22 protein-coding genes are annotated in these 20,990 nt (G+C 72.4%); 9 read left to right on the forward strand and 13 right to left on the reverse strand.

Annotated features, from left to right (window positions below):
- Positions 1–4: 4 nt before the first annotated feature.
- Both M1L56_RS01830 and M1L56_RS01835 read right to left on the reverse strand, forming a co-directional pair.
- On the reverse strand, positions 5–1,042 hold the full coding sequence (locus tag M1L56_RS01830) for a beta-propeller fold lactonase family protein (RefSeq protein WP_248597912.1): 1,038 nt from the start codon (positions 1,040–1,042) through the stop codon (positions 5–7).
- Positions 1,039–2,325 (reverse strand): alpha-hydroxy acid oxidase, encoded by a 1,287-nt coding sequence (locus M1L56_RS01835; protein ID WP_248597913.1) that lies wholly within the window; start codon positions 2,323–2,325, stop codon positions 1,039–1,041. The genes M1L56_RS01830 and M1L56_RS01835 overlap by 4 nt, the downstream gene beginning before the upstream one ends.
- A 170-nt stretch (positions 2,326–2,495) precedes the next feature.
- Between M1L56_RS01835 and M1L56_RS01840 the strand changes: the two genes are divergently transcribed.
- Together M1L56_RS01840 and M1L56_RS01845 are read left to right on the forward strand one after the other, a co-directional pair.
- Positions 2,496–2,768, forward strand: coding sequence for a hypothetical protein (locus tag M1L56_RS01840; protein WP_067946763.1), 273 nt, complete (start codon positions 2,496–2,498; stop codon positions 2,766–2,768).
- 88 nt (positions 2,769–2,856) lie between these two features.
- A complete protein-coding gene (locus M1L56_RS01845) occupies positions 2,857–3,366 on the forward strand; it encodes a DUF1707 domain-containing protein (RefSeq protein ID WP_248597914.1) in 510 nt (169 codons plus the stop codon).
- Positions 3,367–3,387: 21 nt separating this feature from the next.
- Here the strand turns inward: M1L56_RS01845 and M1L56_RS01850 are convergent, their stop codons facing one another.
- Positions 3,388–4,467: an NYN domain-containing protein gene (locus M1L56_RS01850; RefSeq protein ID WP_248597915.1), complete on the reverse strand. Its 1,080-nt coding sequence runs from the start codon at positions 4,465–4,467 to the stop codon at positions 3,388–3,390.
- 162 nt (positions 4,468–4,629) lie between these two features.
- Here M1L56_RS01850 and M1L56_RS01855 point away from each other — a divergent pair, with 162 nt between their 5' ends.
- The gene (locus M1L56_RS01855) at positions 4,630–5,580 is read left to right on the forward strand and encodes a VCBS repeat-containing protein (protein WP_248597916.1); all 951 of its coding nucleotides are present in this window, start codon (positions 4,630–4,632) and stop codon (positions 5,578–5,580) included.
- 90 nt (positions 5,581–5,670) lie between these two features.
- Positions 5,671–6,591, forward strand: a complete 921-nt coding sequence (locus M1L56_RS01860; RefSeq protein ID WP_248597917.1) for a VCBS repeat-containing protein — start codon at positions 5,671–5,673, stop codon at positions 6,589–6,591.
- 20 nt (positions 6,592–6,611) lie between these two features.
- Here the strand turns inward: M1L56_RS01860 and M1L56_RS01865 are convergent, their stop codons facing one another.
- Positions 6,612–7,565 (reverse strand): 2-hydroxyacid dehydrogenase, encoded by a 954-nt coding sequence (locus M1L56_RS01865; RefSeq protein ID WP_248597918.1) that lies wholly within the window; start codon positions 7,563–7,565, stop codon positions 6,612–6,614.
- Between the two features lie 59 nt (positions 7,566–7,624).
- On the opposite strand from M1L56_RS01865, the gene M1L56_RS01870 reads away from it, so the two are divergent.
- A complete protein-coding gene (locus tag M1L56_RS01870) occupies positions 7,625–8,260 on the forward strand; it encodes a hypothetical protein (RefSeq protein ID WP_067948162.1) in 636 nt (211 codons plus the stop codon).
- Positions 8,261–8,296: 36 nt separating this feature from the next.
- Here the strand turns inward: M1L56_RS01870 and M1L56_RS01875 are convergent, their stop codons facing one another.
- Entirely contained in the window at positions 8,297–9,727 is a 1,431-nt protein-coding gene (locus tag M1L56_RS01875; RefSeq protein ID WP_248597919.1) for an MFS transporter, read from the reverse strand.
- Positions 9,728–9,732: 5 nt separating this feature from the next.
- Complete coding sequence (locus M1L56_RS01880; RefSeq protein WP_248597920.1) at positions 9,733–10,155, reverse strand: MarR family winged helix-turn-helix transcriptional regulator; 423 nt, start codon at positions 10,153–10,155, stop codon at positions 9,733–9,735.
- Positions 10,156–10,249: 94 nt separating this feature from the next.
- Here M1L56_RS01880 and M1L56_RS01885 point away from each other — a divergent pair, with 94 nt between their 5' ends.
- A complete protein-coding gene (locus M1L56_RS01885) occupies positions 10,250–11,098 on the forward strand; it encodes an alpha/beta fold hydrolase (protein ID WP_248597921.1) in 849 nt (282 codons plus the stop codon).
- Positions 11,099–11,236: 138 nt separating this feature from the next.
- Here the strand turns inward: M1L56_RS01885 and M1L56_RS01890 are convergent, their stop codons facing one another.
- Complete coding sequence (locus M1L56_RS01890; protein ID WP_248597922.1) at positions 11,237–11,857, reverse strand: histidine phosphatase family protein; 621 nt, start codon at positions 11,855–11,857, stop codon at positions 11,237–11,239.
- A gap of 74 nt (positions 11,858–11,931) precedes the next feature.
- Between M1L56_RS01890 and M1L56_RS01895 the strand changes: the two genes are divergently transcribed.
- Together M1L56_RS01895 and M1L56_RS01900 are read left to right on the forward strand one after the other, a co-directional pair.
- Entirely contained in the window at positions 11,932–12,981 is a 1,050-nt protein-coding gene (locus tag M1L56_RS01895) for a biotin/lipoate A/B protein ligase family protein (RefSeq protein WP_248597923.1), read from the forward strand.
- Positions 12,982–13,064: 83 nt separating this feature from the next.
- Positions 13,065–13,385 (forward strand): hypothetical protein, encoded by a 321-nt coding sequence (locus tag M1L56_RS01900; RefSeq protein WP_248597924.1) that lies wholly within the window; start codon positions 13,065–13,067, stop codon positions 13,383–13,385.
- A gap of 51 nt (positions 13,386–13,436) precedes the next feature.
- Here the strand turns inward: M1L56_RS01900 and M1L56_RS01905 are convergent, their stop codons facing one another.
- On the reverse strand, positions 13,437–13,943 hold the full coding sequence (locus M1L56_RS01905; RefSeq protein WP_231878591.1) for a hypothetical protein: 507 nt from the start codon (positions 13,941–13,943) through the stop codon (positions 13,437–13,439).
- 105 nt (positions 13,944–14,048) lie between these two features.
- On the opposite strand from M1L56_RS01905, the gene M1L56_RS01910 reads away from it, so the two are divergent.
- On the forward strand, positions 14,049–14,951 hold the full coding sequence (locus tag M1L56_RS01910; protein WP_248597925.1) for a site-specific DNA-methyltransferase: 903 nt from the start codon (positions 14,049–14,051) through the stop codon (positions 14,949–14,951).
- 3 nt (positions 14,952–14,954) lie between these two features.
- Here the strand turns inward: M1L56_RS01910 and M1L56_RS01915 are convergent, their stop codons facing one another.
- The 5 genes from M1L56_RS01915 to M1L56_RS01935 form a co-directional block, all read right to left on the reverse strand.
- The gene (locus M1L56_RS01915; RefSeq protein WP_248597926.1) at positions 14,955–15,980 is read right to left on the reverse strand and encodes a LacI family DNA-binding transcriptional regulator; all 1,026 of its coding nucleotides are present in this window, start codon (positions 15,978–15,980) and stop codon (positions 14,955–14,957) included.
- 57 nt (positions 15,981–16,037) lie between these two features.
- On the reverse strand, positions 16,038–17,498 hold the full coding sequence (locus M1L56_RS01920; protein WP_248597927.1) for a GH1 family beta-glucosidase: 1,461 nt from the start codon (positions 17,496–17,498) through the stop codon (positions 16,038–16,040).
- A complete protein-coding gene (locus tag M1L56_RS01925; protein ID WP_374255622.1) occupies positions 17,495–18,436 on the reverse strand; it encodes a carbohydrate ABC transporter permease in 942 nt (313 codons plus the stop codon). The genes M1L56_RS01920 and M1L56_RS01925 overlap by 4 nt, the downstream gene beginning before the upstream one ends.
- A gap of 2 nt (positions 18,437–18,438) precedes the next feature.
- On the reverse strand, positions 18,439–19,416 hold the full coding sequence (locus M1L56_RS01930; protein WP_248597928.1) for a carbohydrate ABC transporter permease: 978 nt from the start codon (positions 19,414–19,416) through the stop codon (positions 18,439–18,441).
- A gap of 82 nt (positions 19,417–19,498) precedes the next feature.
- Complete coding sequence (locus M1L56_RS01935; RefSeq protein ID WP_248597987.1) at positions 19,499–20,764, reverse strand: ABC transporter substrate-binding protein; 1,266 nt, start codon at positions 20,762–20,764, stop codon at positions 19,499–19,501.
- Positions 20,765–20,990: the final 226 nt, after the last annotated feature.

Consider the following 20,990-nt stretch of genomic DNA (forward strand, 5'->3'; position numbering starts at 1 on the left):
TCGCTCAGTCGAGCGGCAGGATGCAGGCGGGCGCGGTGAGGTCGAGCGCGCGGCGCGTCCCGCCCGTGACGAGGTCCACCTCGACCAGCGCATCGCCCTCCTGAGCGGCGACGACGACCGTCCGGTCGTCGACGTGCGCGTGGTGGCGCGGCCAGCGGGCGCCGATGGGGTGTTCCGCGGCCACGCGCGGGTGCGCGGCATCCGTCGCATCGAACACGGACACCGCGTCGCGACCGCGGACGGTCACGGTGAACTGCCGTCCCGACGGGGCCACGTCGAGGTGCGACGGCTGGACGACGTCGTCATCATCGGCAGGCGGCCGCACCACGGCGGGCTCGGTGCCGGCCGCGCGCGCCGAGGTCGCGTCGACCTCGAACGAGTGGAGGTGCCCGTCGAGCTCGCCGACGACGTGGAGGACGCCGTCGCGGACGAGCAGGTGGCGCGGGCCCGTGCCCGGCGCGAGCTCGATGGTGCGCACGATGCGGAGGGTCGCCGTCGCGGCATCCGTCGTCTCGGCCGGGTCGATGGCGAACTCGTGGAGGGCGTCGCCGCCGAGGTCGCTGACGACGTGCGTGCCCCACGGGGTGGGGACGACCTGGTGCGCGTGGGGTGCCTCCTGCCGGTCGGCCACCGGGCCGGTCCGCGGGGGCAGCGCCAGCGTGGAGGGCCGGCCGAGCGACCCCGCCGCGTCGACCGGCACCGCCGTGACCGAGCCGCTGCCGTAGTTGGCGACGAGCACGACCCCCGCCGCCGCATCGACGACGACGTGGCACGGGTGCGTCTCCCCGTGCTCGACCGAGTCGACCGGTTCGATCGCATCGCCGACGACGCGGAAAGTCGAGACCGACCCGGACTCGTCCTCGCCGACCGCGGCGAGCAGGTCACCCGATCGTGCGACGAACGACGCGTTCGACGCCTCGGCCGACGCGAGGACCCGCCACTCGCCGTCGGCGGACCGCTCGACGAGGTGCAGCCCGGGTCCCGGGCCGTCGGGGGTGTACGACCCGATCGCGAAGCGGCGCGCTGCGCCTCCGCCGCTCACAGCTGCACCGGCATCCGCTCGGATGCGGCCTCGGCGGCCAGCGCCGTGGGCCGCGCGACCGGCACGAGCCGGGCGAGCTGGGTCACGTGCTTCGGGGTCAGCTCGTCGAGCGTCGCGACCTCGAGCAGCTTCATCGTGCGCACGATCTCGCTGCGCAGGATGTCGATCGCGCGGTCCACGCCGCGGCGGCCGCCGGCCATGAGGCCGTAGAGGTAGGCGCGGCCGACGAGGGTGAAGCGGGCGCCGAGGGCGACGGATGCCACGATGTCGGCGCCGGACATGATGCCGGTGTCGAGGTGCACCTCGAGGTCGTCGCCGACCTCGCGCACCACGTCGGGCAGGAGCAGGAACGGCACGGGCGCACGGTCGAGCTGGCGGCCGCCGTGGTTGGAGAGCACGATGCCGTCGACGCCGGTGTCGGCAAGGAGCTTGGCGTCCTCGACGGTCTGCACGCCCTTGACGACGATCTTCCCGGGCCAGAGCTCGCGGATCTCGTCCAGGTCGGCGTACGAGATGGTCGGGTCCATGGCCGCGTCGAGCAGTTCGGCCACGGTTCCGCCGGTGGAGGAGAGCGAGGCGAACTCGAGCTTGGCCGTGGTGAGGAAGTCGATCCACCATCCCGGGCGGGGGAGGGCGTCCAGGACCGTGCCGAGGGTGAGCTGCGGCGGGATCGAGAAGCCGTTGCGCCGGTCGCGCAGTCGTGCGCCGGCGACCGGGGTGTCGACGGTGAAGAGCAGGGTGTCGAACCCGGCCCTGGCCGCGCGTTCGGCGAGGCCGTACGAGATCTCGCGCTGCTTCATGACGTAGAGCTGGAACCAGTTGCGCCCGGTCGGGTTCGCCGCCTTCACGCCCTCGATCGACGTGGTGCCGAGCGTGGAGAGCGTGAACGGGATGCCGGCCGCGCCGGCCGCGGCGGCCCCGGCCTCCTCGCCCTCGGCCTGCATCAGGCGTGTGAAGCCCGTGGGGGCGATGCCGAACGGCAGCGCGCTCGTGCCGCCGAGGACCTCGCGGCTCGTGTCGACGACGGGCACGTTCCGCAGGATCGACGGGTGGAACTCGATGTCGAGGAACGCCTGCCGTGCGCGCGCGAGCGAGATCTCGCCCTCGGCCGCGCCCTCGGTGTAGTCGAACGGCGCCTTCGGCGTACGGCGCCTCGCGATGTCGCGCAGGTCGGCGATCGTGAGCGCCCGCCCGAGGCGGCGATCGGTCGGGTTCAGCGTGGGTCGTTTGAACCGCAGGAGCTCGGCGAGCTCACGCGGGTTCGGGACCTGGCGCTTCACCATCCCCCTCTCGTTCCGACGTCTCGTCTGACCACACCGTAGCCGATGCGGTCGGGCCCGACGGGGTCGATCCTCAGCCCGTCGGCCCGGTCGCGCAACCCCCTGACAGCCGTCCGTCGGCCCGCGCAGACTTGGGGGCGACGGCGCGCCCGCGCCGCGGAGGGAGTGCGAACGTGAGCGACATCAACACGCCCCGGGGCGGCGAGCACCCGCAGGAACCCGCCGAGGGCTTCGGCGAGGGCGGTGCCCCCGACGAGCGCCGCCACCCCGACCAGCCTGCCGAGGGCGGCGACGAGGACACGCCCCCGGACGACATGTCGTCGTACAACATCCAGCCGCCGCCCACCGAGGACGGCGAGGTCCCGGGCGTGCCCGACGCGAGCGGCGCGCTCGAGGGCGGCACCGAGGACGAGCCGGGCGCGAACGCGACCGGCGTCGGCGCCTGACCCGCGCTTCGGGGCGGACGGCCGCGCGCATCGACCGCGGGCCGTTCGCCCCTTTCGCGCGCCCGAGCGGATCGGGCACGCTGGGCGCATGAGCGGATACGCCAACCCGGACCGGCCCGACGAACGACTGAGCACCGCCGAGCGGGAGGAGGCCGTCACGCGGCTCTCCGAGTTCCACGTCGAGGGCCGGATCACCTCGTCCGAGTTCGACGAACGCGCCGCCGCCGCGCGCGCGGCGGTGACGCGCGGCGACCTCGTGCCGCTGTTCGCCGACCTGCCCTCGGCCGGACCCTCGTGGGAGTCCGAGCCGTGGGCCGCAGCCCCCGCAGCGTCGGCCGCCACCGGAACGCCGGGGCCGCCACTCCCGCCGCCGCCCGCCTCCACCGCGCTCGCGGCTGCGCCGACGCGCACCTCCCGCGCGCTCGGCGGACGCGTCGGCGACACCGTCATGGCGCTCACGCCGTTCCTCGCGCTGGCGCTGTTCTTCCTGTTCGGCTTCGCCGGCGGCTTCGTCTGGTCGTGGCTGTGGTTCCTGATCATCCCGATCGTCGCGATCGTGATCTACGGTCCGACCGGCAAGCCCGACTCCGAACGCTGAGCCCGCTGCGGGTCGCCTCGATCAGCCCTTCTTCGGGCGGATGCGCACCCGGTTGTTGCCGGGCGTCTCGTCGAGCTCGACGACGCCGCCGCGCGACTTCAGGAAGTCGGTGAACGTCGGGAAGCCCAGCCGTCGCTCCTGGAACGACGGGTCCATGCGCAGCATCTGGTTCTTGACGGCACTCGACCCCTGCCACTCCTGGTCGTTCTTCGCACGGAGCAGCTCGAGCGCCTTGAGGAGCAGCCGACCCGGGTTGCGCGTGGTGCCGGCGGCCGCGTCGTCCGCACCGGGCTCGACCGGGGCGACGAACTGCACCGCCTTGGGAGAGCCCTTGGGCGCCGCGGCCTCGGCGGGTGCGGCGCTCTCGGGCGCCGCGTCGCCGGATGCGGAATCCGTCACCGACTTCGACGAGGCGCGCCGGCGCCGCGCGGGCGCGGGCGCGGGCTCGGCTGCCGGCTCGGGCTCGGGCGCGCCGGTCGTCGACGACTTCGGCTCGGCGCCTCGCGACGTGGCGCGATCCTCGTCGTCCGCGACCGCCGCATCCGTGGCCAGCAGCGCGTCGTAGTCGGCGTACTCGTCGCACGCGGCGGTCAGCGCTCGACTCGTGCCGCCGGCCACGCCGATGCCGACGACGTAGCGGCCGAGCTTCTTGGCCTTCTGCGCGAGGGCGACGTAGTCGGAGTCACCCGCGACGATCACGATGTGCGACAGGTCCTGGATCATGAAGAGGTCCTCGATCGCGTCGACCGACAGCCGGATGTCGGCGCCGTTCTTCGTCGCCGAGAGCGGGAACAGCTGCACGAGGTCGACCGCACGGTCGATCAGCTGGCCGCGGTAGCTGGCGTTGACCGGCGTCGACCAGTCCGCGTAGGCGCGCGCGATCGCGATCGTGCCGAACGTCGCCGCGAAGTCGAGCACGGCGTCGATGTCGACCGTGGCCTGCTGCAGGCGCTTCCACGCCTGGGTGCCCGGAGCGACCGTCTTGGTGCGGCTGGTGTCCTTGCGATACGAGCTGTCGCCGTGCAACTGGTCGTACCGGGAGATGACGATGTTGTCGAAGTCGAAGTAGAGCGCGACCCGGGGTTCTGCCGTAGTGGCCATGTCGACCTTCCGTCGGGGTGTCCTCCGATCGTAGGCCCCGTCCCTGATCGGCGCCGCCCGGTCGGCGCGGGCTCGGGGCTCGCGCGCCCGGATCATGGCGGCGCCGCGACCACGCCGGTACCGTGGACGCACCCTGCTGACCCAACCCTGCTGGAGGTCGTCATGCCGCACCGTCCGCCGTCGACCGCTCCCCGGTTCGTGCGTCTCCTCGCGACGGGCGCGGGCGCTGCACTCCTCCTCACCACGGCGATCACCGGCCCGCCGGCCGCCGCGATGCCCTCCGTCGCACCCGCGATGGCGCCCGTCCGACCCGCGATGGCGCCGCAGGTGCCGAACGGCGGGCCGGACCGCGACTTCGACGGCGACGGCGTCGCCGACGTGCTCGCCATCGGCGGGACCGGCGAACTCCTCCTCTACCGGGGCACCGAGGCCGGTCCGCTCCGCGCGGGTACCCGCGTCGGCAACGGCTGGGCCAACTTCGACCTCGTCTTCGCCGTCGGCGACTTCTCGGGCGACGGCCGCCCCGACGTGATGGCACGCGACCTCGGCGGCGACCTCTTCCTGTATCGGGGCGACGGCAACGGCGGCTGGCTCGGCGGCGGTCGCGTGGGCTACGGCTGGCAGGGGTTCACCGCGATCCTCGGGGCGGGCGACTTCAACGGCGACGGGACGAGCGACGTGATCGGCCGCGACGCCTCCGGTCGACTCCTGCTCTATCCCGGCAACGGCGCCGGCGGGTGGCTGCCCACCACCCAGATCGGCTCGGGCTGGGGCCGGCTGAAGTTCCTCTCCGCGGCGGGGGACATGGACTTCGACGGAGCCGCCGACGTGCTCGCCGTCGCCTACGGCGAGGTCGAGGGTCCGGCCCCGGGCTGCGGCAGCGGTGCCGACCTCCTGCTCTACTCCGGCACCGGTCGCGGCGGCTTCGCCCGCTCCGGGGCGATCGGCTCGGGATGGTGCCCCTTCAACACCGTGATGGGCGGCGGCGACCGCGTCCTCATCGCCCGCGACGCCTCCGGCACCCTGCTCCGCTACGTGCGCACCGGACCCGCTTCGTGGGCGTCGCCCGTGGTCGTCGGCACCGGATGGAGCAACCTGCGCATCGTCACCTGAGGTTCCGCGCGTCCTGGCAGATGCGGATGTACCCCGAAGAGGGGTACATTGAGCGAACCCTGCCGGATCCGGGACGTTCGGGAGACCCTGATGACTGCTGCACTGCCGCACGCTCGCCACCGTCGTTCGCTGATCGCCCTCGCGGGCATCGCGGCCCTCGTCGGACCGCTCGTCGCCGTCGTCGCCCCGGCGACCGCCGCACCCCCTGGTGGGCCGGTCGCCGCCGTGGTCGCCGCGCCGGGCTCCGGCCCCGAGCGGGACTTCTCCGGTGACGGCATCGACGACACCCTCGCGATCAGCGAGTCGGGCGATCTGCTCATGTACCGCGCCACCGGCAGCGGTTCGCTGACGGGCGGCGTGCGGATCGGCACCGGTTGGAGCGGGTTCGACCGCGTCTTCGTCCCCGGCGACTTCACCGGCGACGGGCGCGCCGACGTGATGGCGATCAACGCGGCGGGCGACCTCTTCGTCTACCCCGGCAACGGCACGGGCGGGTGGCTCGCGCCGTACCAGGCGGGGCGCGGCTGGCAGGGGTTCATCTCGGTGTTCGGCGCCGGCGACCTCAACAGCGACGGCGCGCCCGACGTCGCCGCCCGCGACCCCCAGGGGCAGCTGCTGTTCTATCCCGGCAACGGCCGTGGCGGATGGCTGACGCCGCGGGTCATCGGCACCGGCTTCGCCGATTTCCAGCACGTGGTCGGCGGGGGCGACCTCGACTTCGACGGGCGCGCCGATCTCGTCTCCACCCCGAGCGCCAACGACGAGGGCCAGACGATCGCCTGCGGGTACGACCTGCTCCTCTACTCCGGCACCGGCAACGGGTCGCTGCGCAACAGCGGCCCGATCGGCTCCGGGTGGTGCACCTTCACCGCCGTGACCGGCGGTGATCGCGTGCTGATCGCGCGCGACCCGTCCGGCGTGCTCTGGCGGTACGTCCGCACGGGGCCGTCATCGTGGACCACCGGGAACGCGATCGGCTCCGGCTTCAACTCGGTCCGCCTCGTCGGCTGACCCGTCGGTCGCTCGGGCGATCAGGTGCGGAGCACGACGTTCCGCGGCTCATCGCCGCGTCGCATCCGCTCGATCTGGTCTCGCAGCAGCCGTGCCATGCGCGGCATCATCGCGGTCGTGGCGCCGCCGACGTGCGGGGAGATCAGCACGTTCGGCAGCGCGAAGAGCGGGTGCCCGTCGGGCAGCGGCTCGGGGTCGGTGACGTCGAGCGCGAAGCGGAGCCGCCCGCTCGACGCCTCGGCGAGGATCGCGTCCGTGTCGGCGACCGGCCCGCGAGCGACGTTCACCACGAGCGCACCGTCGGGCAGCGCGGCGAGGAACTCGGCGTCGACGAGGCGGGCCGTGGCATCCGTCAACGGCACGACGACGATCACGATCTCGGCCCGGGGGAGCAGCGCGGGCAGCTCGTCGATGCCGTGGACGCGGCCGACCTCGTCGTCGCGCGCACGGCTGGCGACGCGGGTCAGCTCGACCTCGAACGGCGCGAGGCGGGCCTCGATCGCCCGGCCCACGCCGCCGTAGCCGACGAGGAGCACGCGTCGGTCGGCGAGGCTCGCGTGGCGCGCCGGCGCCCATCGCCCCTCGGTCGCCGCTCGTACGAAGTCGGGCAGGCCGCGCTGCGCCGCGATCGCGAGGCCCACCGCGAGCTCGGCCGTCGAGGTCTCGTGCACGGATGCCGCGTTGGCGAACACGTGCCCCGGCGGCAGTGCCGCCGCGATGTCGTCGTACCCGATCGACTGCGACTGCACGAGGCCCACGTCGAGCCCGTCGAGGGCGCCGAGCCGGCCGGACGCCCCCATGTACGGCGGCACCACCACGTCGATGCGGCGACCGGATGCCGCGCCGGGGGGCGGACCGGCCAGGTCCCACTCGACCAGCTCGACCCCGTCGGGCACGCCGCCGGGCGTCTGTTCGAGCGCGCGACGGAGCGTCGCGCCGGGCACGGTGACGAGGAGGGGCCGGGTCTCGGTCATGCGACGATCCTCCCAGAACGTCCGCGCCGGCGACCGGCGCGGGTGGTACCGTGACGCGCATGGACGAGAGGGCGGGAGCGCCCGACGGGGTGGGCGCGGCGCCGGCGGGTCGTCCTGACGCGATCGACGTCGACGGTGCTGCGGTGGCGGGGCATCCCGCGCGTCACGGACGTGCCCATCGGCTCCACCGGGAGCGCTCGCGGCGGCCGCGCGAGGAGCTCGCCGAGGCGCTGAAGGAACGCGTGTACGCGAGCTTCACGGGCCTCGCGATCGTGCTCGTGCAGCTCGAGAACGTGGAGCACGTCGGGGCGGCTCGCGCCACCGCCACGCTGCTCATCGGCATCGTCGCGATCACCGCGGCGGGCTTCGTCGCCGACGTGGTCGCCCACGTCGCCGTGCACGGCGGATTCCCCGACCGCGCGGAGGTCGGCCGCATGCTGCGCGTCTCGGGCACCGCGATCGCCTCCGCGGCGGGACCGCTCGTGGTGCTGGCACTCGCCGCGTTCGGACTGTTCGACCTCGAGCCCGCGCTGCGAGCCGCCTCGATCCTCTACCTCGTGACGCTCGGCCTCATCGGGCTCGTCGCCGTGCGCCGCACGCGCGCCGAGTGGTGGAAGCAGTTGGTGGCGCTGGGCGCGCTGGTCGCCCTCGGTCTCGCCGTCGTCGCGCTGCAGCAGCTCGCGCACGGGCACTGATCCGCCCGGCGCGGCGGCCGCGCACCCGCGCGCAGCTCACGCCCGGTCTGGTGCCGTTCCCGCTCGAGCCGGACGGCCGGGCGTCGGCCCGAGGGTGAGCGGGCCGGTGCGTCGCGCGGCGACGTGCGCCGCGGACGGCGCCGCAGTGGACGCCGCATCCGGCCGGGTGACCGCGACCGGGCGCGTGACCGGCACCGCGATCGCCGCGGTCGGCGCCTCGGCGTAGTCGAGCCCGAAGCGCGGCATCCACCCGTCGGCCGGATGCCGGACGACGCGCAGCCCGCGCGCGACGATGAGCCAGCCGATCCCGATGAGCGCGGCGATACCGGCCGCGACGGCGGCGACGCCGAGCGCCCAGCGCGGACCCCAGGCGTTCGCCACGGCGCCCACGATCGGCGCCCCGATGGGCGTGCCGCCGGAGAGGATCGCCATGTACAGCGCCATCACGCGGCCGCGCAGCAGCGGGTCGGTCGTGGTCTGCACGTAGCCGTTCGCCGTGGTCAGCATGGTCACCACGGTGAAGCCGATGAACACCGTCGACGCGGCGAACAGCCAGTACGTGGGCATGACGGAGGCCACCGTCGCGGCGACGCCGAAGAACGCGACCGCCGCGATGATCACGCGCATGCGGGCGCGCTCGCGCTTGGCGGCGAGCAGCGCGCCGGTGAGCGAACCGATGGCGAGGATCGACGACAGCAGCCCGTACTCGCCCGCGCCGCGGCCGAACTCGACGGCCATGGTCGAGGCGAAGATGGGGAAGTTCATGCCGAATGCGCCGACGAGGAACACGATGACGAACACGACCATGAGGTCGGGGCGGCCTGCGGCGTATCGGAAGCCGGCGACGAACTGGCCGCGCTCGCGCGGCGCCCGCGGCATCCGTCGCAGCCTCGAACCGCGCAGCTTGGCGAGCGCCACGAGCACCGCCACGAACGTGATCGCGTTGATGACGAACACCCAGCCGGAGCCGACGAGCACGATGAGCAGGCCCGCGAGCGCCGGCCCGATCATGCGGGCGGCGTTGAACGAGGCGGAGTTCAGGGCGACCGCGTTCGACATGTTCGACGAAGACACCAGGTCGGCGACGAACGTCTGGCGGGCGGGCAGGTCGACGGCGTTGACGATGCCGAGGAGGCCGGCGAAGACGTAGAGGTGCCACAGCTCGGCGTGGCCGAAGATGAGCAACGCGCCGAGGGCGAGGCCGAGCGCCATGAGCGCCGACTGCGTGAACATGAGGACCTTGCGCCGCTCGAACCGGTCGGCGATGAGCCCGGTGACGGGCACGAGCAGGAGCTGGGGCGCGAACTGCAGCGCCATCGTGATGCCGACGGCGAACGCGTCGTTGTCGGTCAGCTCGGTGAGCACGACCCAGCTCTGGGCCGTGGCCTGCATCCAGGCGCCGATGTTGGAGATGAGCGCGCCGATGAACCAGATGCGGTAGTCGACCGACGCGAGGGAGCGGAACATGGCTTTCACAGGGTGGCGAGGTCTCCCATCAGTTCGGCGGCTCGGGCGAGGGTGGCGCGATCCTCCTTCGACAGGTCTCGAAGGCGCGTGGTGAGCCACGCGTCGCGCTGCTTGAGGGTGGTGGTGACGATGTCGCGGCCGGTCTCGGTGAGCCGGATGTTGCTGCGCCGCCGGTCGACCTCGTCGGCCTCGCGCACGAGGTAGCCGGACTCCTCGAGGCAGTTGACCGTGCGGTTCATCGAGGGCGCGGACACGCGCTCGTGCTCGGCGAGCTGCGTCAGCGTGAGCGGCCCGTGCTTGTGCAGCCAGCCCAGCACCGCGAACTGCCCGTCGGACAGGCTCGGGTCGACCCGCTCGGCGCGGAGCCGGCGGGCCAGTCGCAGCGTCGACATGCGGAGCGCGGTGCTCTGCTCAGCGATCGTCCCCATGGGTTCCTTAGCATAACAAATTAGCGATGCTAAGTAAAGCGGATGCCGCGCGGCGCCCGCCGCACCACCCCCGGGTCGATGACAAGATGAGCGCATGGCGACGTTCACCGATCCGTACGGGGTGCGCATCCACTACGAGCACTGGCGCGTGCCCGAGCCGGTCGCGGTCGTGCAGCTCGTGCACGGCGTCGGCGAGCACATCGGCCGGTACGGCGAACTCGTCGCCGAGCTGAACGCCGCCGGGTACTCGGTGTGGGCCGACGACCACCGCGGTCACGGCCAGACCGGGTTCGAGCAGCACGGCGGCGACCTCGACCGCATGGGCCGGCTCGGCCCCGGCGGACTGCGCGCCGCGATCGACGACGTGCACCGCTTCACGGGCGTCATCCGCGAGACCGAGGGCGACGACGTGCCCCTCGTGCTGCTCGGCCACTCCTGGGGCTCGCTCATGGCGCAGATCATCGTCAACCGCTCCGCCGAGGAGTACGACGCCGTCGTCCTCACCGGCACGGCCTACCGGATGCCGCCGCACATGAACTCGGGCGACCTCAACCGCCGCCACCGCCACCTCGGCACGACCGGGCTCGAGTGGCTGTCGCGCGACCCGGCCGTCACCGAGGCGTTCGTGCGCGACCCGTACACGACCGCCGTCCCGCTGCAGGAGCTCTTCGGACTCATCGAGGCCGCCCGGCTGGTGGGCCGCCCGCGCCGGTCGCTGCCCGCCGAGCTGCCCGTGCTCATCATGGTCGGCTCCGACGACTCGCTCGGCGGCGAGCAGAGCGCCGTCCGGCTCGCGAACGCGTACGCCCGTCGGTCGGGCCTCGTCGACGTCACCCTCGTGGTCTACGACGGCGCCCGCCACGAGATCTTCAACGAGACCAACCGCGAGGAGGTCCGCGCCGACCTCGTCCGCTGGCTCGACGAGCGCTTCGCCGTCGACTGAACCCCTTCTCAGGACGACACGCCGACGGGTCGCGCCGACCGCGGCGTGTCGTCCTGAGAAACCCGCCGAACCGGCCGCCGGTCCTGAGAAAAGCACGTGCCCGAGAAGAAGCACGTGCCCGAGCGAGCGGATGGCGGGTCAGGGGCGGGGCGGGATGTTGAAGCCGAGCAGGCGGGCGCGGCGCTCGCCGCCGAGCTCCTCGAACCGCAGGATCGTCGGCGCGCAGTTCTCGACGACCGGGAACAGCTCGCGGTAGCGGTCGGGGTCGATGCCGAGCAGCTCGCACAGCACGAGCCGCATGAGCGTCGCGTGCGTGACCACGAGCACGCGCCCGTGCGGGAACTCGTCCACGAGCTCGAGCAGCGCCGGCAGCGCCCGCGCGACGCCCTCGACCCCCGACTCGCCGGCGGGCATCGGCTGGCGGGCCGGATGCCGCTCGAAGGCCGCCCACTCCGCCGGCATCCGCTCGTCGAGTTCGCCCGGGGTGAGGCCTTCGCCCGCGCCGAAGTCGATCTCCACGAGCCGCGGGTCGATCCGCACGTCGAGGCCGGTGGCGGCCGCGGAGGGCGCCGCCGTGAGCCGAGCCCGCTGCAGCGGCGAGGCGACGACCGCCGAGAGGCGCGCCCTGGCGGCCCACTCGGCGAGCTCGTCGGCCTGCGCGCGTCCGTGGTCGGTGAGCTCCACGTCGGACGACCCCGCGTACCGGTGCTCGGCGTGCCAGACGGTCTCGCCGTGGCGGACGAGGAGGAGCGTGCTCATCGCGGCATCCGTTCTGTCGTCGGATCGGACCTGGCCCGAGCCTACGCCCGGCCCCGGGTCCGTAGGCTGGGCCCATGCACGGTGAGTACAAGGTTCCCGGCGGCAAGCTCGTGGTCGTCGACCTCGACGTGGTCGACGGCGCGATCCGCAACCCGCGCGTCGCGGGCGACTTCTTCCTCGAGCCCGACGAGGCGCTCGACGACCTCAACGCGGCGCTCGACGGGCTGCCCGCGGCATCCGAGGCGAAGCAGATCGCCGCGGCGATCACCAAGGGGCTGCGGCCCGACGCCGTCATGCTGGGCTTCTCGCCCGAGGCGGTCGCCGTCGCCGTGCGCCGGGCGTTGACGGATGCCACCACCTGGGCCGACTACGAGTGGGAGATCGTCCACGATCCCGCCGTGTCGCCGCGCCTGCACCTCGCGCTCGACGAGGTGCTCGCCACGCGGGTCGGCGAGGGGCGCCGCAAGCCCACGCTGCGGTTCTGGGAATGGGAGGAGTCGGCCGTGGTCATCGGCTCGTTCCAGTCCGTGCGCAACGAGGTCGACCCCGACGGCGCGGCGAAGTACGGCTTCGACGTGGTGCGCCGCATCTCGGGCGGCGGCGCGATGATGATGGAGAAGGGCAACGTCGTCACCTACTCGCTCTACGTGCCCGCCGAGCTCGTGCAGGGCATGAGCTTCGCCGACTCGTACGCGTTCCTCGACGACTGGGTGCTGCAGGGGCTGCGGGCGCTCGGCATCGAGGCGACGTACCAGCCGCTGAACGACATCGCGAGCCCCGCCGGCAAGATCGGCGGCGCCGCGCAGAAGCGCCTCGGATCGGGCGGCGTGCTGCACCACGTGACCATGGCGTACGACCTCGACAACGAGAAGATGCTCGAGGTGCTGCGCATCGGGCGCGAGAAGATCAGCGACAAGGGCATCGCGTCGGCCGCGAAGCGCGTCGACCCGCTGCGTTCGCAGACGGGCCTCGCGCGGGCCGAGATCATCGAGCGGCTGAAGCAGACGTTCGCCGAGCTGTACGGTGCGACGTCCGGTTCGGTGACCGCCGACGAGCTCGCCGAGGCGGAGGCGCTCGTGGCCTCGAAGTTCGCGACCGAGGAGTGGCTGCAGCGCGTGCCGTGACCGGCGTCGCCTCCTGCGAAACCCGCGGCGTCGGCTGGGGAACCGCTGAACGTGAGCGGATGTCACGCCGTTAGACTCGCCGGGTGGATTGGTGGATGGCGTTGCTCATCGCCGGCGCGGTGCTCGCGTTCGGCGCGCTCGCGGTGCGCCTGCGCTGGATCGACCTGTCGGACAAGACCAAGCAGGGCAAGCCGAGCGGCTCGGCCGTCCTCATGATCGGCGACGAGGTGTTCGCCCCGCGCAAGTACGAGGCGCAGGTCGAGGTCGACCGCCAGGCGCGGCTGCCCGTCCCGGCGCCGGTGCCCGGCGACGGCGACAAGGGCATCTCCTACGCGGCGGCCGACGCCGGCGACGACGACCCGGACCGGTTCCGCGGTCGCATCCGCCTCGACGTCGAGCGCTGAGGCGCGGCATCCGTTGACGGAGCGCGCGCGGCCGCACCGCCGCAGCGCGCCCTAGGCGTCGACGAGCGTCGCCCCCCACTCGCGCGCCCGCGTGAGTTCGCCGTCGGCGACGGGGCCCGAGTAGCCGTGCACCCCGAACGTCACCGGGTGGTCCACCGGCCGGAAGCCCTTCGAGACGAGCTTCTTCAACGCCTTCTTCGCGGCCGAACCGGGAAGGCGCGGCTTCACCGTGCGTGTGTCGAAGGTCGCGACCGCGATCGGCGACGACGGCGGGGCGAGCGCGTCGAGCCACTCGCGGATGCCGCGCGCCGGGATCGTCGTCGCGCCCTGCTGGCGGGCGGACTCGCGCGTGGACTCGGTGGTCATCGAGAACGCGTGCGTCGGCCCGCCGACGATCACGAGGTCCACGTCGGGGTCGATCTCGTCCGCCGCCGAGACGGCCTCGACCACGTCGACCGCGTCCACGCCCTCGCTCGACCGCAACCCCTCGGCGATCGCACGCGCGAGCTCGCCAGTGTTCCCCCAGATCGTCTCGTACACCACCAGCGCGCGCATCATGCTCCTCGCTCCTTCGTTCGGGTCCTGGCGGGCCACGTTACGGCGGCGCGTGCCGTGCCGAGTGGGACCTTCGGCCGGTGGCGTGCGCACTGGCAGACTTGACGGGTGCCCGTCGCCGAGCCCGACCGCGTCATCCACGCCGACAACCTCGACGTGCTGCCGACGCTCGCCGACGGCTCGTTCACGCTCGTCTACCTCGATCCGCCGTTCAACACGGGGCGGGCGCAGTCACGGCAGTCCACCCGGCACGTGCGGCAGGGCGCGACGGATGCCGCGGTGCCGGCGCCGTCCGGCACCATCATCGGGTTCGCCGGCAAGCGGTACGAGCGCATCCGGGGCGACCTCATGCGGTACGACGACCGGTTCGACGACTACTGGGGCTTCCTCGAGCCGCGCCTGGTGGAGGCGTGGCGGCTGCTCACCGACGACGGCACCCTCTACCTCCACCTCGACTACCGCGAGGCGCACTACGCCAAGGTGCTGCTCGACGCGCTGTTCGGGCGGGCGTGCTTCCTCAACGAGCTCATCTGGGCGTACGACTACGGCGGGAAGTCGAAGCGCCGCTGGCCGACGAAGCACGACACGATCCTCGTCTACGTGAAGGATCCCGAACGGTACTTCTTCGACTCGGCCGCCGTGGACCGGGAGCCGTACATGGCGCCCGGCCTCGTCACGCCTGAGAAGGCGGCGGCGGGCAAGCTGCCGACCGACGTGTGGTGGCACACGATCGTCTCGCCGACCGGCCGCGAGAAGACGGGGTATCCGACGCAGAAGCCCGAGGGCGTGCTGCGTCGGATCGTGCAGGCGTCGAGCCGGCCCGGCGACTGGGTGCTCGACGCGTTCGCGGGGTCCGGCACGACGGGCGCCGTCGCGCGGTCGCTCGACCGGCGGTTCGTGCTGATCGACGAGCACGCGGACGCGATCGACGTCATGCGCCGCCGGTTCGCGGAGGCCGGCGGCATCCGCTTCGAACGCCCGACGCCGACCGACGCGGCCGCCGGAGCCTGAGCCCTACGCCGACGCGCGGCGCACGAGCCGCGTCGCCATGATGTTGCGGTGCGGCACGTCCTCGCCGACGAGCAGGCGCAGGAGCAGGTCGGCCATGAGGTAGCCCATCTCCTCCGAGGGCTGGTGCACGGTCGTCAGCGGGATCGCCGAGGACGTGGCCGCGGGGCTGTCGTCGTAGCCGACCACGGCGATGTCCTCGGGCACCCGCCGGCCGCGCTCGCGGAGCACCGAGAGCGCGCCCGTGGCCATGAGGTCGCTCGCGACGAACAGCCCGTCGAGGTCGGGTGCGCGGTCGAGGAGTCGCCGGGTGGCATCCACCGCGCCGGCGACCGAGAAGTCGGCGGTCTCGACCGCGTCGTCGGGCAGGCCGGCGGTCGCGACCGCGCGCCGGTAGCCCTCGAGCCGGTCGACGGCGGCAGGCATGTCGAGCGGACCCGTGATGGTGCCCACGCGTCGGCGGCCGATCGCCAGCAGCCGCTCGGTGGCGGTCATGCCGCCCTCGATGTTGTCGACGTCCACGAAGATGTCGTCGTCGGTGATGTTGGGCGGCCGGCCGCCGAACACCATCGGCATCTCGTGCGCGGCCTCGTGCAGCGAGTGGTCGCCCTCGTGGTGCGAGACCACGAGCGCGCCGTCGACGACGCCGGATCGCAGGTACCGGAGGGTCTTGCGCGTCGGGTCGCTCGTCGACAGCAGCAGGTTGAGCAGGTACTCGCTGACGTCGAGCCGGCGCGTGATGCCCTGCACGATCGCGGCGAAGTACGGGTCGCCGAAGAACCGGGTGGTGTCCTCGGGCACGACGAGCGCGATCGCGCCCGACGTGCGGCTCGCGAGCGAGCGCGCCGCCCGGTTGGGAACGTAGTTGAGCTTCGCGATCGCCTCGTTGACCACGCGCACGACCTCGGGCGAGACCTTCGGCGAGCCGTTCACGACGCGGCTCACGGTCGCACGCGACACGTTGGCCTCGCGCGCGACCATCTCGAGGGTCGGCGCGGGCGGACGCGCCCCGGACCCGATCACCCCCTGCATGCCGTCAGTCTATTTCCGGGTGGCACGCGGTGGTCGGGTCCGGGGGTCCGGCGGGGGTCAGCGAGCGGATGCCGCGGGCAGCGCGCGGTCGCGGATGACGGCCTGGTACGCCAGGCCGCTGTCCTTGATGGTGCGCTCCTGGGTCTCGTAGTCGACCCGGACGATGCCGAACCGCTTGTCGTAGCCCCAGGCCCACTCGAAGTTGTCGAGGATCGACCAGTAGAAGTAGCCGTGCACGGGCGTGCCCTCGTCGATCGCGTCGAGGATCGACGACAGGTGCGAGAGCAGGAAGCCGGTGCGCTCGACGTCGTGGACGGCGCCGTCGGGCGACACCTCGTCGTCGTAGGCGGCGCCGTTCTCGGTCACGAACAGGCGCACCCCGGCCGGCCCCGTGTACTCCCGGTGCACCCGGCCGAGCAGTTCGCGGAGGCCGTCGGGCTGCACCTCCCAGCCCATCCCCGTGCGCGGCAGGCCCTGCGAGTGGAAGTGCACGCCCTCGGCGGCGGGGAACGGCGACCGGGTCGGCCGGTCGGTGGGCGCCTGGCCCTCGATGGGGTTCGCCGCCGGACGGTCGCTCACGTACTCCCCGTGGTAGTAGTTCACGCCGAGCGCGTCGATCGGCGACGAGATCACCTCGAGGTCGCCGGGCTGCACGACCGCGTCGAGGCCCAGGGGCCCGACGTCCGCGAGCAGGTCGTCGGCGTAGTGCCCGCGGAAGAGGGGGTCGAGGAAGACGCGGTTGAACTGCCCGTCGATGCGGCGGGCCGCGTCGAGGTCGCCGGGGTGGGCCGGGTCGACGGGCTTCGCGACCGTGAGGTTCAGGGTGATGCCGAGGTCGAGCGACGCGTCGCGCTCGCGCAGCGCCTGCACGGCGAGGCCGTGGCCGAGCAGCAGGTGGTGGGCCGCGGCGAGGCCCGCCGCGACATCCTGCCGGCCCGGCGCGTGCGCACCGCCCGTGTAGCTGAGGAACGACGAGCACCACGGCTCGTTGAGCGTCGTCCAGATGCCCACGCGGTCGCCGAGCGCGTCGTGCACGCTCAGCGCATAGTCGCGGAACCGGTACGCGGTGTCGCGGTTCGCCCAGCCGCCCTGCTCCTCGAGGGCCTGCGGCAGGTCCCAGTGGTAGAGGGTGAGCCACGGCGTGATGCCCGATTCGAGGAGCTCGTCGACGAGGCGCGAGTAGAAGTCGACGCCCTTCGGATTGACGGGCCCGCCGTCGGGACGCACGCGCGCCCACGACGTCGAGAACCGGTAGGAGTTCAGGCCGAGCTCGCGCATGACCGCGACGTCGTCGCGGTAGCGGTGGTAGTGATCGCACGCGACGTCGCCGTTGTCGGCGTTGACCACGGCGCCGGGCACGCGGCTGAAGGCGTCCCAGATGGAGTCCGTGCGCCCGTCCTCGTGGGCGGCGCCCTCGATCTGGTAGGCGGCCGCGGCCGCCCCGAGGAGGAACCCCTCGGGGAAGCGGCGGACCGCCGCGGCGGTCGGTTCGGCGGCGGGGTGGGTGGTGATGGTCATCCCTTGACGGCTCCTTGCATGATTCCGGAAACGAGCTGCTTGCCCGCGACGACGAACAGCAGCAGCAGCGGGAGGGTCGACAGCAGCACGCCGGCGAGCACGATCGAGTAGTCCACGAAGTGGTTGGACTGCAGGAGCGAGAGCGCGACGGGCAGGGTCGGGTCGCTGCGGTCGAGCACGATGAACGGCCAGAAGAAGTTGTTCCAGGCCGTCACGAACGTGAACAGGGCGAGCATGGCGGCGGCGGGCCGGGCGGCGACGACGCCGACGGTCCAGAACGTGCGGATCATCGATGCGCCGTCGACGCGCGCGGCCTCGATGAGCTCGTCCGGCACGGCCTGGCGCAGGTACTGCGTCATCCAGAACACGCCGAAGGCGCTCGTGAGGGCCGGGACGATGATCGCCCCGATCGTGCCCGTCCAGCCGAGGTCGGCGAACAGGATGTACAGCGGCACCACGCCGAGCTGCATCGGCACGGCCATGGTCGCGACGACGAACACCAGCAGCGGCTTCGACCCGGGGAACCGCAGCTTGGCGAAGGCCCAGCCGGCGAGCGTCGAGGTGACGACGACGGATGCCGCGATGAGGGCCGAGCTGGAGATCGAGTTCCACAGCGCGGGCCAGAAGTTCACGGCCGGGTCGTTGACGACCGTCGCCGCGTTCTTCAGGAAGTTCCCGCCGGGGATCCACGACATGTCGGGGTCGTTCAGCGTCGACGCGTCGCCCGACCCGATGAGGAAGGACCAGTAGAAGGGGAACAGCGAGGCCAGGAGCACGGCCGTGAGGCCGCCGTACACCCAGAAGCCGGCGCGGGCGCCGCGGATGCGCGTGGTGCGTTGGCGGCCGCGGGGCGCCCGGCCACGCGGCATCCGCTCGGCTGCGCCCGGCGTCGCCTCGGGGGCGGGCGCCGAGGCGGGGGAGGTGTCGAGTGCGGTCATGGCTATCGCCGCCCTTCGTCGCGCACGAGTCGCCTCGTGACGAGCAGGTTGATGAGGCCGATGATCAGGATGATGAGGAATAGGATCCAGGCGAGCGCGGCCGCCCGGCCGAAGTTCCACTGGCCCCAGCCGATGTCGTAGAGGTAGAGCGTGATCGTGAGCCACTGCTGCGCGGCGCCGCCGCGGCCGAACTGGTCGTACATGCGCGGCTCGTCGAAGATCTGCAGGCCGCCGATCGTCGAGGTGATGATCACGAAGATGAGCGTGGGCTTCAGCGACGGGAGGGTGATGCTCCAGAACTGGCGGAACGCGCCCGCGCCGTCGACCTTGGCCGCCTCGTAGTAGTCGCGCGGGATCGCCTGCATGGCCGCGAGCAGGATCAGGGTGTTGTAGCCGGTCCAGCGGAAGTTCACCATCGTCGCGATCGCGACGTGGCTCCAGAACGGGTCCTTGTGCCACGGGATCGGGCTGATGCCGATGTCGGCGAGCACGTTGTTCACGAGCCCGTGGTTGTCGCCGAACATGTTGCTGAAGATCAGCGCGACGGCGACGGGCGCCATGACGAAGGGCACGAGCACGCCCATGCGCCAGAAGGTCTTCGCACGGATGTTGCGGTCGAGCATGGCGGCGATGAACAGCGCGGCGATGAGCTGCGGCACGCTCGAGAGCAGGAAGATGCTGAAGGTGTTGCGCAGGGCGGTCCAGAACTGCGGCTGGCCGAGGATCCACGCGTACTGGTCGAAGCCGATGAACTCGCCGGAGTTGCGGACCAGGTCCCAGTCCATGAACGAGATGACGGCCGTGAACGCGATCGGGAAGAGCCCGACGATCGCGAACATGATGAAGAACGGCGAGATGTAGAGGTACGGCGAGACCTTCAGGTCCCAGCGGCTGAGCCGCTGGCTGAACGAGATCACGCGCGGCTGGCGGGGCGGTCCGCTCGTCGGTGCGGCGGGCGGCCTGGTGGCGGTGGCGGTCACGGGGACTCCCGGTGGTGTGCGGTGGGCGATCGAGGGCGGGTGGGGGCCGTGCGGGCGCGGCCCCCACCCGGTCAGCGGGGGACTAGAAGGCGCTGACCTCGGTGACCCACGTGTTCCACGAGGTCGTCTGGTCCTCGACGCCGTCGAAGACGCGGGTGACCGCGTTCTGCAGCGCGTCGTGGAACTGGAAGAACTTCGGGCCCTTGAAGGTCGCGACGGTCACGGCCTCGGCGCGGGCGATGCCGATCTCACCGGTGGGGGCGTCGTTGAAGTACTCGTTGGTGAAGGCGGTGAGGTCCTCGTCGGCGTACGACTCGGTCTGGCTCGGGAAGGTGCCGGCGTTGGCGAACGCCTTGACCTGCTGCTCGGGCGCGGTGAGCCAGTCGGCGAGCTTCAGCGCCTCCTCGACGTGCTTGCCGTTGGCCGGGACGGTCAGGTACGAGCCGCCCCAGTTGCCGCCGCCGCCGGGGAAGACGTCGGCGATGTCCCAGCCCTCGATCTCGGGCGCGTTGCCGGAGATCACGCCGTGCATCCAGCCCGGGCAGAGCATGGCGGCGAACTCGCCGTTGGCCATCGAGGCGAACCAGTCGTCGCTCCACTGGCCGGCGTAGGCCGAGATCGGCACGGCGCGCTCGACGACGGTGTTGTACGCCTCCTCGATGTCGGCGTTCTCGGTCGCGACGATGGTGCCGTCCGGCTCCTCGTACGCGGTCTCGAGCTGGTTGACGATGCCCTGGAGGACCGAGTTGGCCGAGTCGATGAACGGCTTGCCCGTGGCGGCGGTGTACTGGTCGGCGACGTCGAAGAAGTTCTCCCAGTCGCCCTCGAGCAGGGCGGCGACCTCGCCGCGGTCGGTCGGGAGGCCGGCGGCCTCGAACAGGTCGGCGCGGTAGCAGACGCCCTGCGGGCCGATGTCGGTGCCGAAGCCCACGAGGCGGCCCTCGGCGTCGGTGGCTGCGGCCTCCTTCCAGTCGAGCCAGCGGCCCTTGGCGCTGTCGGGCACCTCGGCGAGCAGGTCGGAGTACTGCATCGCCTCGGTGAACCAGTCGACCTCGACGGCCTCGATGTCGGCGAGGCCCTCCTTGCCGAGCTTCTGGAAGTAGTTGGCGCGCGCGTCGTTGGAGGTGGCGGCGCGGTTGTGGACGATGGTGACGTCCGGGTTCTCGTCCATGTACTCCTGGAGGAGCTCGTCGGTGTACCCGAAGTCGTTGAACGTGGCGATGGTCAGCTCGACCGGGCCGCCCTCCTCCGAGGCGCTGTCGGCGCCCGAGGCGCATCCGGTGGCGATGAGGGCGAACGAAGCGGCGCCGGCGACGGCCGCGAACGCCTTGGTGCGTCGTGAAAGCATCACGGTCACTCCCTTGTGTGCGTGGTTGACGGGGGCCTCGCGAGCACGCGTCACCGAGTGGTGAGAGCGCTCTCACGATGCGGTTCCCGATGCTAGGGACCCGGAATGCGACTTGTCAAGAGAGCGCTCTCACGGATGTCGCGCCGTGACCTGATCGTGACCGGCGGGGCGCGGCATCCCGCGGCGTGGGGGAGCCCGCCGCCGGTCCCGGCGTCTGCCCACCTCG

Origin of the sequence: Agromyces sp. C10, from assembly GCF_023217995.1 — a bacterium.
In the GTDB taxonomy this organism is placed as follows: domain Bacteria; phylum Actinomycetota; class Actinomycetes; order Actinomycetales; family Microbacteriaceae; genus Agromyces; species Agromyces indicus.

Excerpts from the sequence above, each read along its gene's own strand:
- M1L56_RS01835 (WP_248597913.1), bottom strand. The coding sequence starts at position 2,325 with ATGGTGAAGCGCCAGGTCCCGAACCCGCGTGAGCTCGCCGAGCTCCTG.
- M1L56_RS01845 (WP_248597914.1), top strand. The coding sequence starts at position 2,857 with ATGAGCGGATACGCCAACCCGGACCGGCCCGACGAACGACTGAGCACC.
- M1L56_RS01850 (WP_248597915.1), bottom strand. The coding sequence starts at position 4,467 with ATGGCCACTACGGCAGAACCCCGGGTCGCGCTCTACTTCGACTTCGAC.
- M1L56_RS01855 (WP_248597916.1), top strand. The coding sequence starts at position 4,630 with ATGCCGCACCGTCCGCCGTCGACCGCTCCCCGGTTCGTGCGTCTCCTC.
- M1L56_RS01860 (WP_248597917.1), top strand. The coding sequence starts at position 5,671 with ATGACTGCTGCACTGCCGCACGCTCGCCACCGTCGTTCGCTGATCGCC.
- M1L56_RS01865 (WP_248597918.1), bottom strand. The coding sequence starts at position 7,565 with ATGACCGAGACCCGGCCCCTCCTCGTCACCGTGCCCGGCGCGACGCTC.
- M1L56_RS01870 (WP_067948162.1), top strand. The coding sequence starts at position 7,625 with ATGGACGAGAGGGCGGGAGCGCCCGACGGGGTGGGCGCGGCGCCGGCG.
- M1L56_RS01875 (WP_248597919.1), bottom strand. The coding sequence starts at position 9,727 with ATGTTCCGCTCCCTCGCGTCGGTCGACTACCGCATCTGGTTCATCGGC.
- M1L56_RS01880 (WP_248597920.1), bottom strand. The coding sequence starts at position 10,155 with ATGGGGACGATCGCTGAGCAGAGCACCGCGCTCCGCATGTCGACGCTG.
- M1L56_RS01885 (WP_248597921.1), top strand. The coding sequence starts at position 10,250 with ATGGCGACGTTCACCGATCCGTACGGGGTGCGCATCCACTACGAGCAC.
- M1L56_RS01890 (WP_248597922.1), bottom strand. The coding sequence starts at position 11,857 with ATGAGCACGCTCCTCCTCGTCCGCCACGGCGAGACCGTCTGGCACGCC.
- M1L56_RS01895 (WP_248597923.1), top strand. The coding sequence starts at position 11,932 with ATGCACGGTGAGTACAAGGTTCCCGGCGGCAAGCTCGTGGTCGTCGAC.
- M1L56_RS01905 (WP_231878591.1), bottom strand. The coding sequence starts at position 13,943 with ATGATGCGCGCGCTGGTGGTGTACGAGACGATCTGGGGGAACACTGGC.
- M1L56_RS01915 (WP_248597926.1), bottom strand. The coding sequence starts at position 15,980 with ATGCAGGGGGTGATCGGGTCCGGGGCGCGTCCGCCCGCGCCGACCCTC.
- M1L56_RS01920 (WP_248597927.1), bottom strand. The coding sequence starts at position 17,498 with ATGACCATCACCACCCACCCCGCCGCCGAACCGACCGCCGCGGCGGTC.
- M1L56_RS01925 (WP_374255622.1), bottom strand. The coding sequence starts at position 18,436 with ATGACCGCACTCGACACCTCCCCCGCCTCGGCGCCCGCCCCCGAGGCG.
- M1L56_RS01935 (WP_248597987.1), bottom strand. The coding sequence starts at position 20,764 with ATGCTTTCACGACGCACCAAGGCGTTCGCGGCCGTCGCCGGCGCCGCT.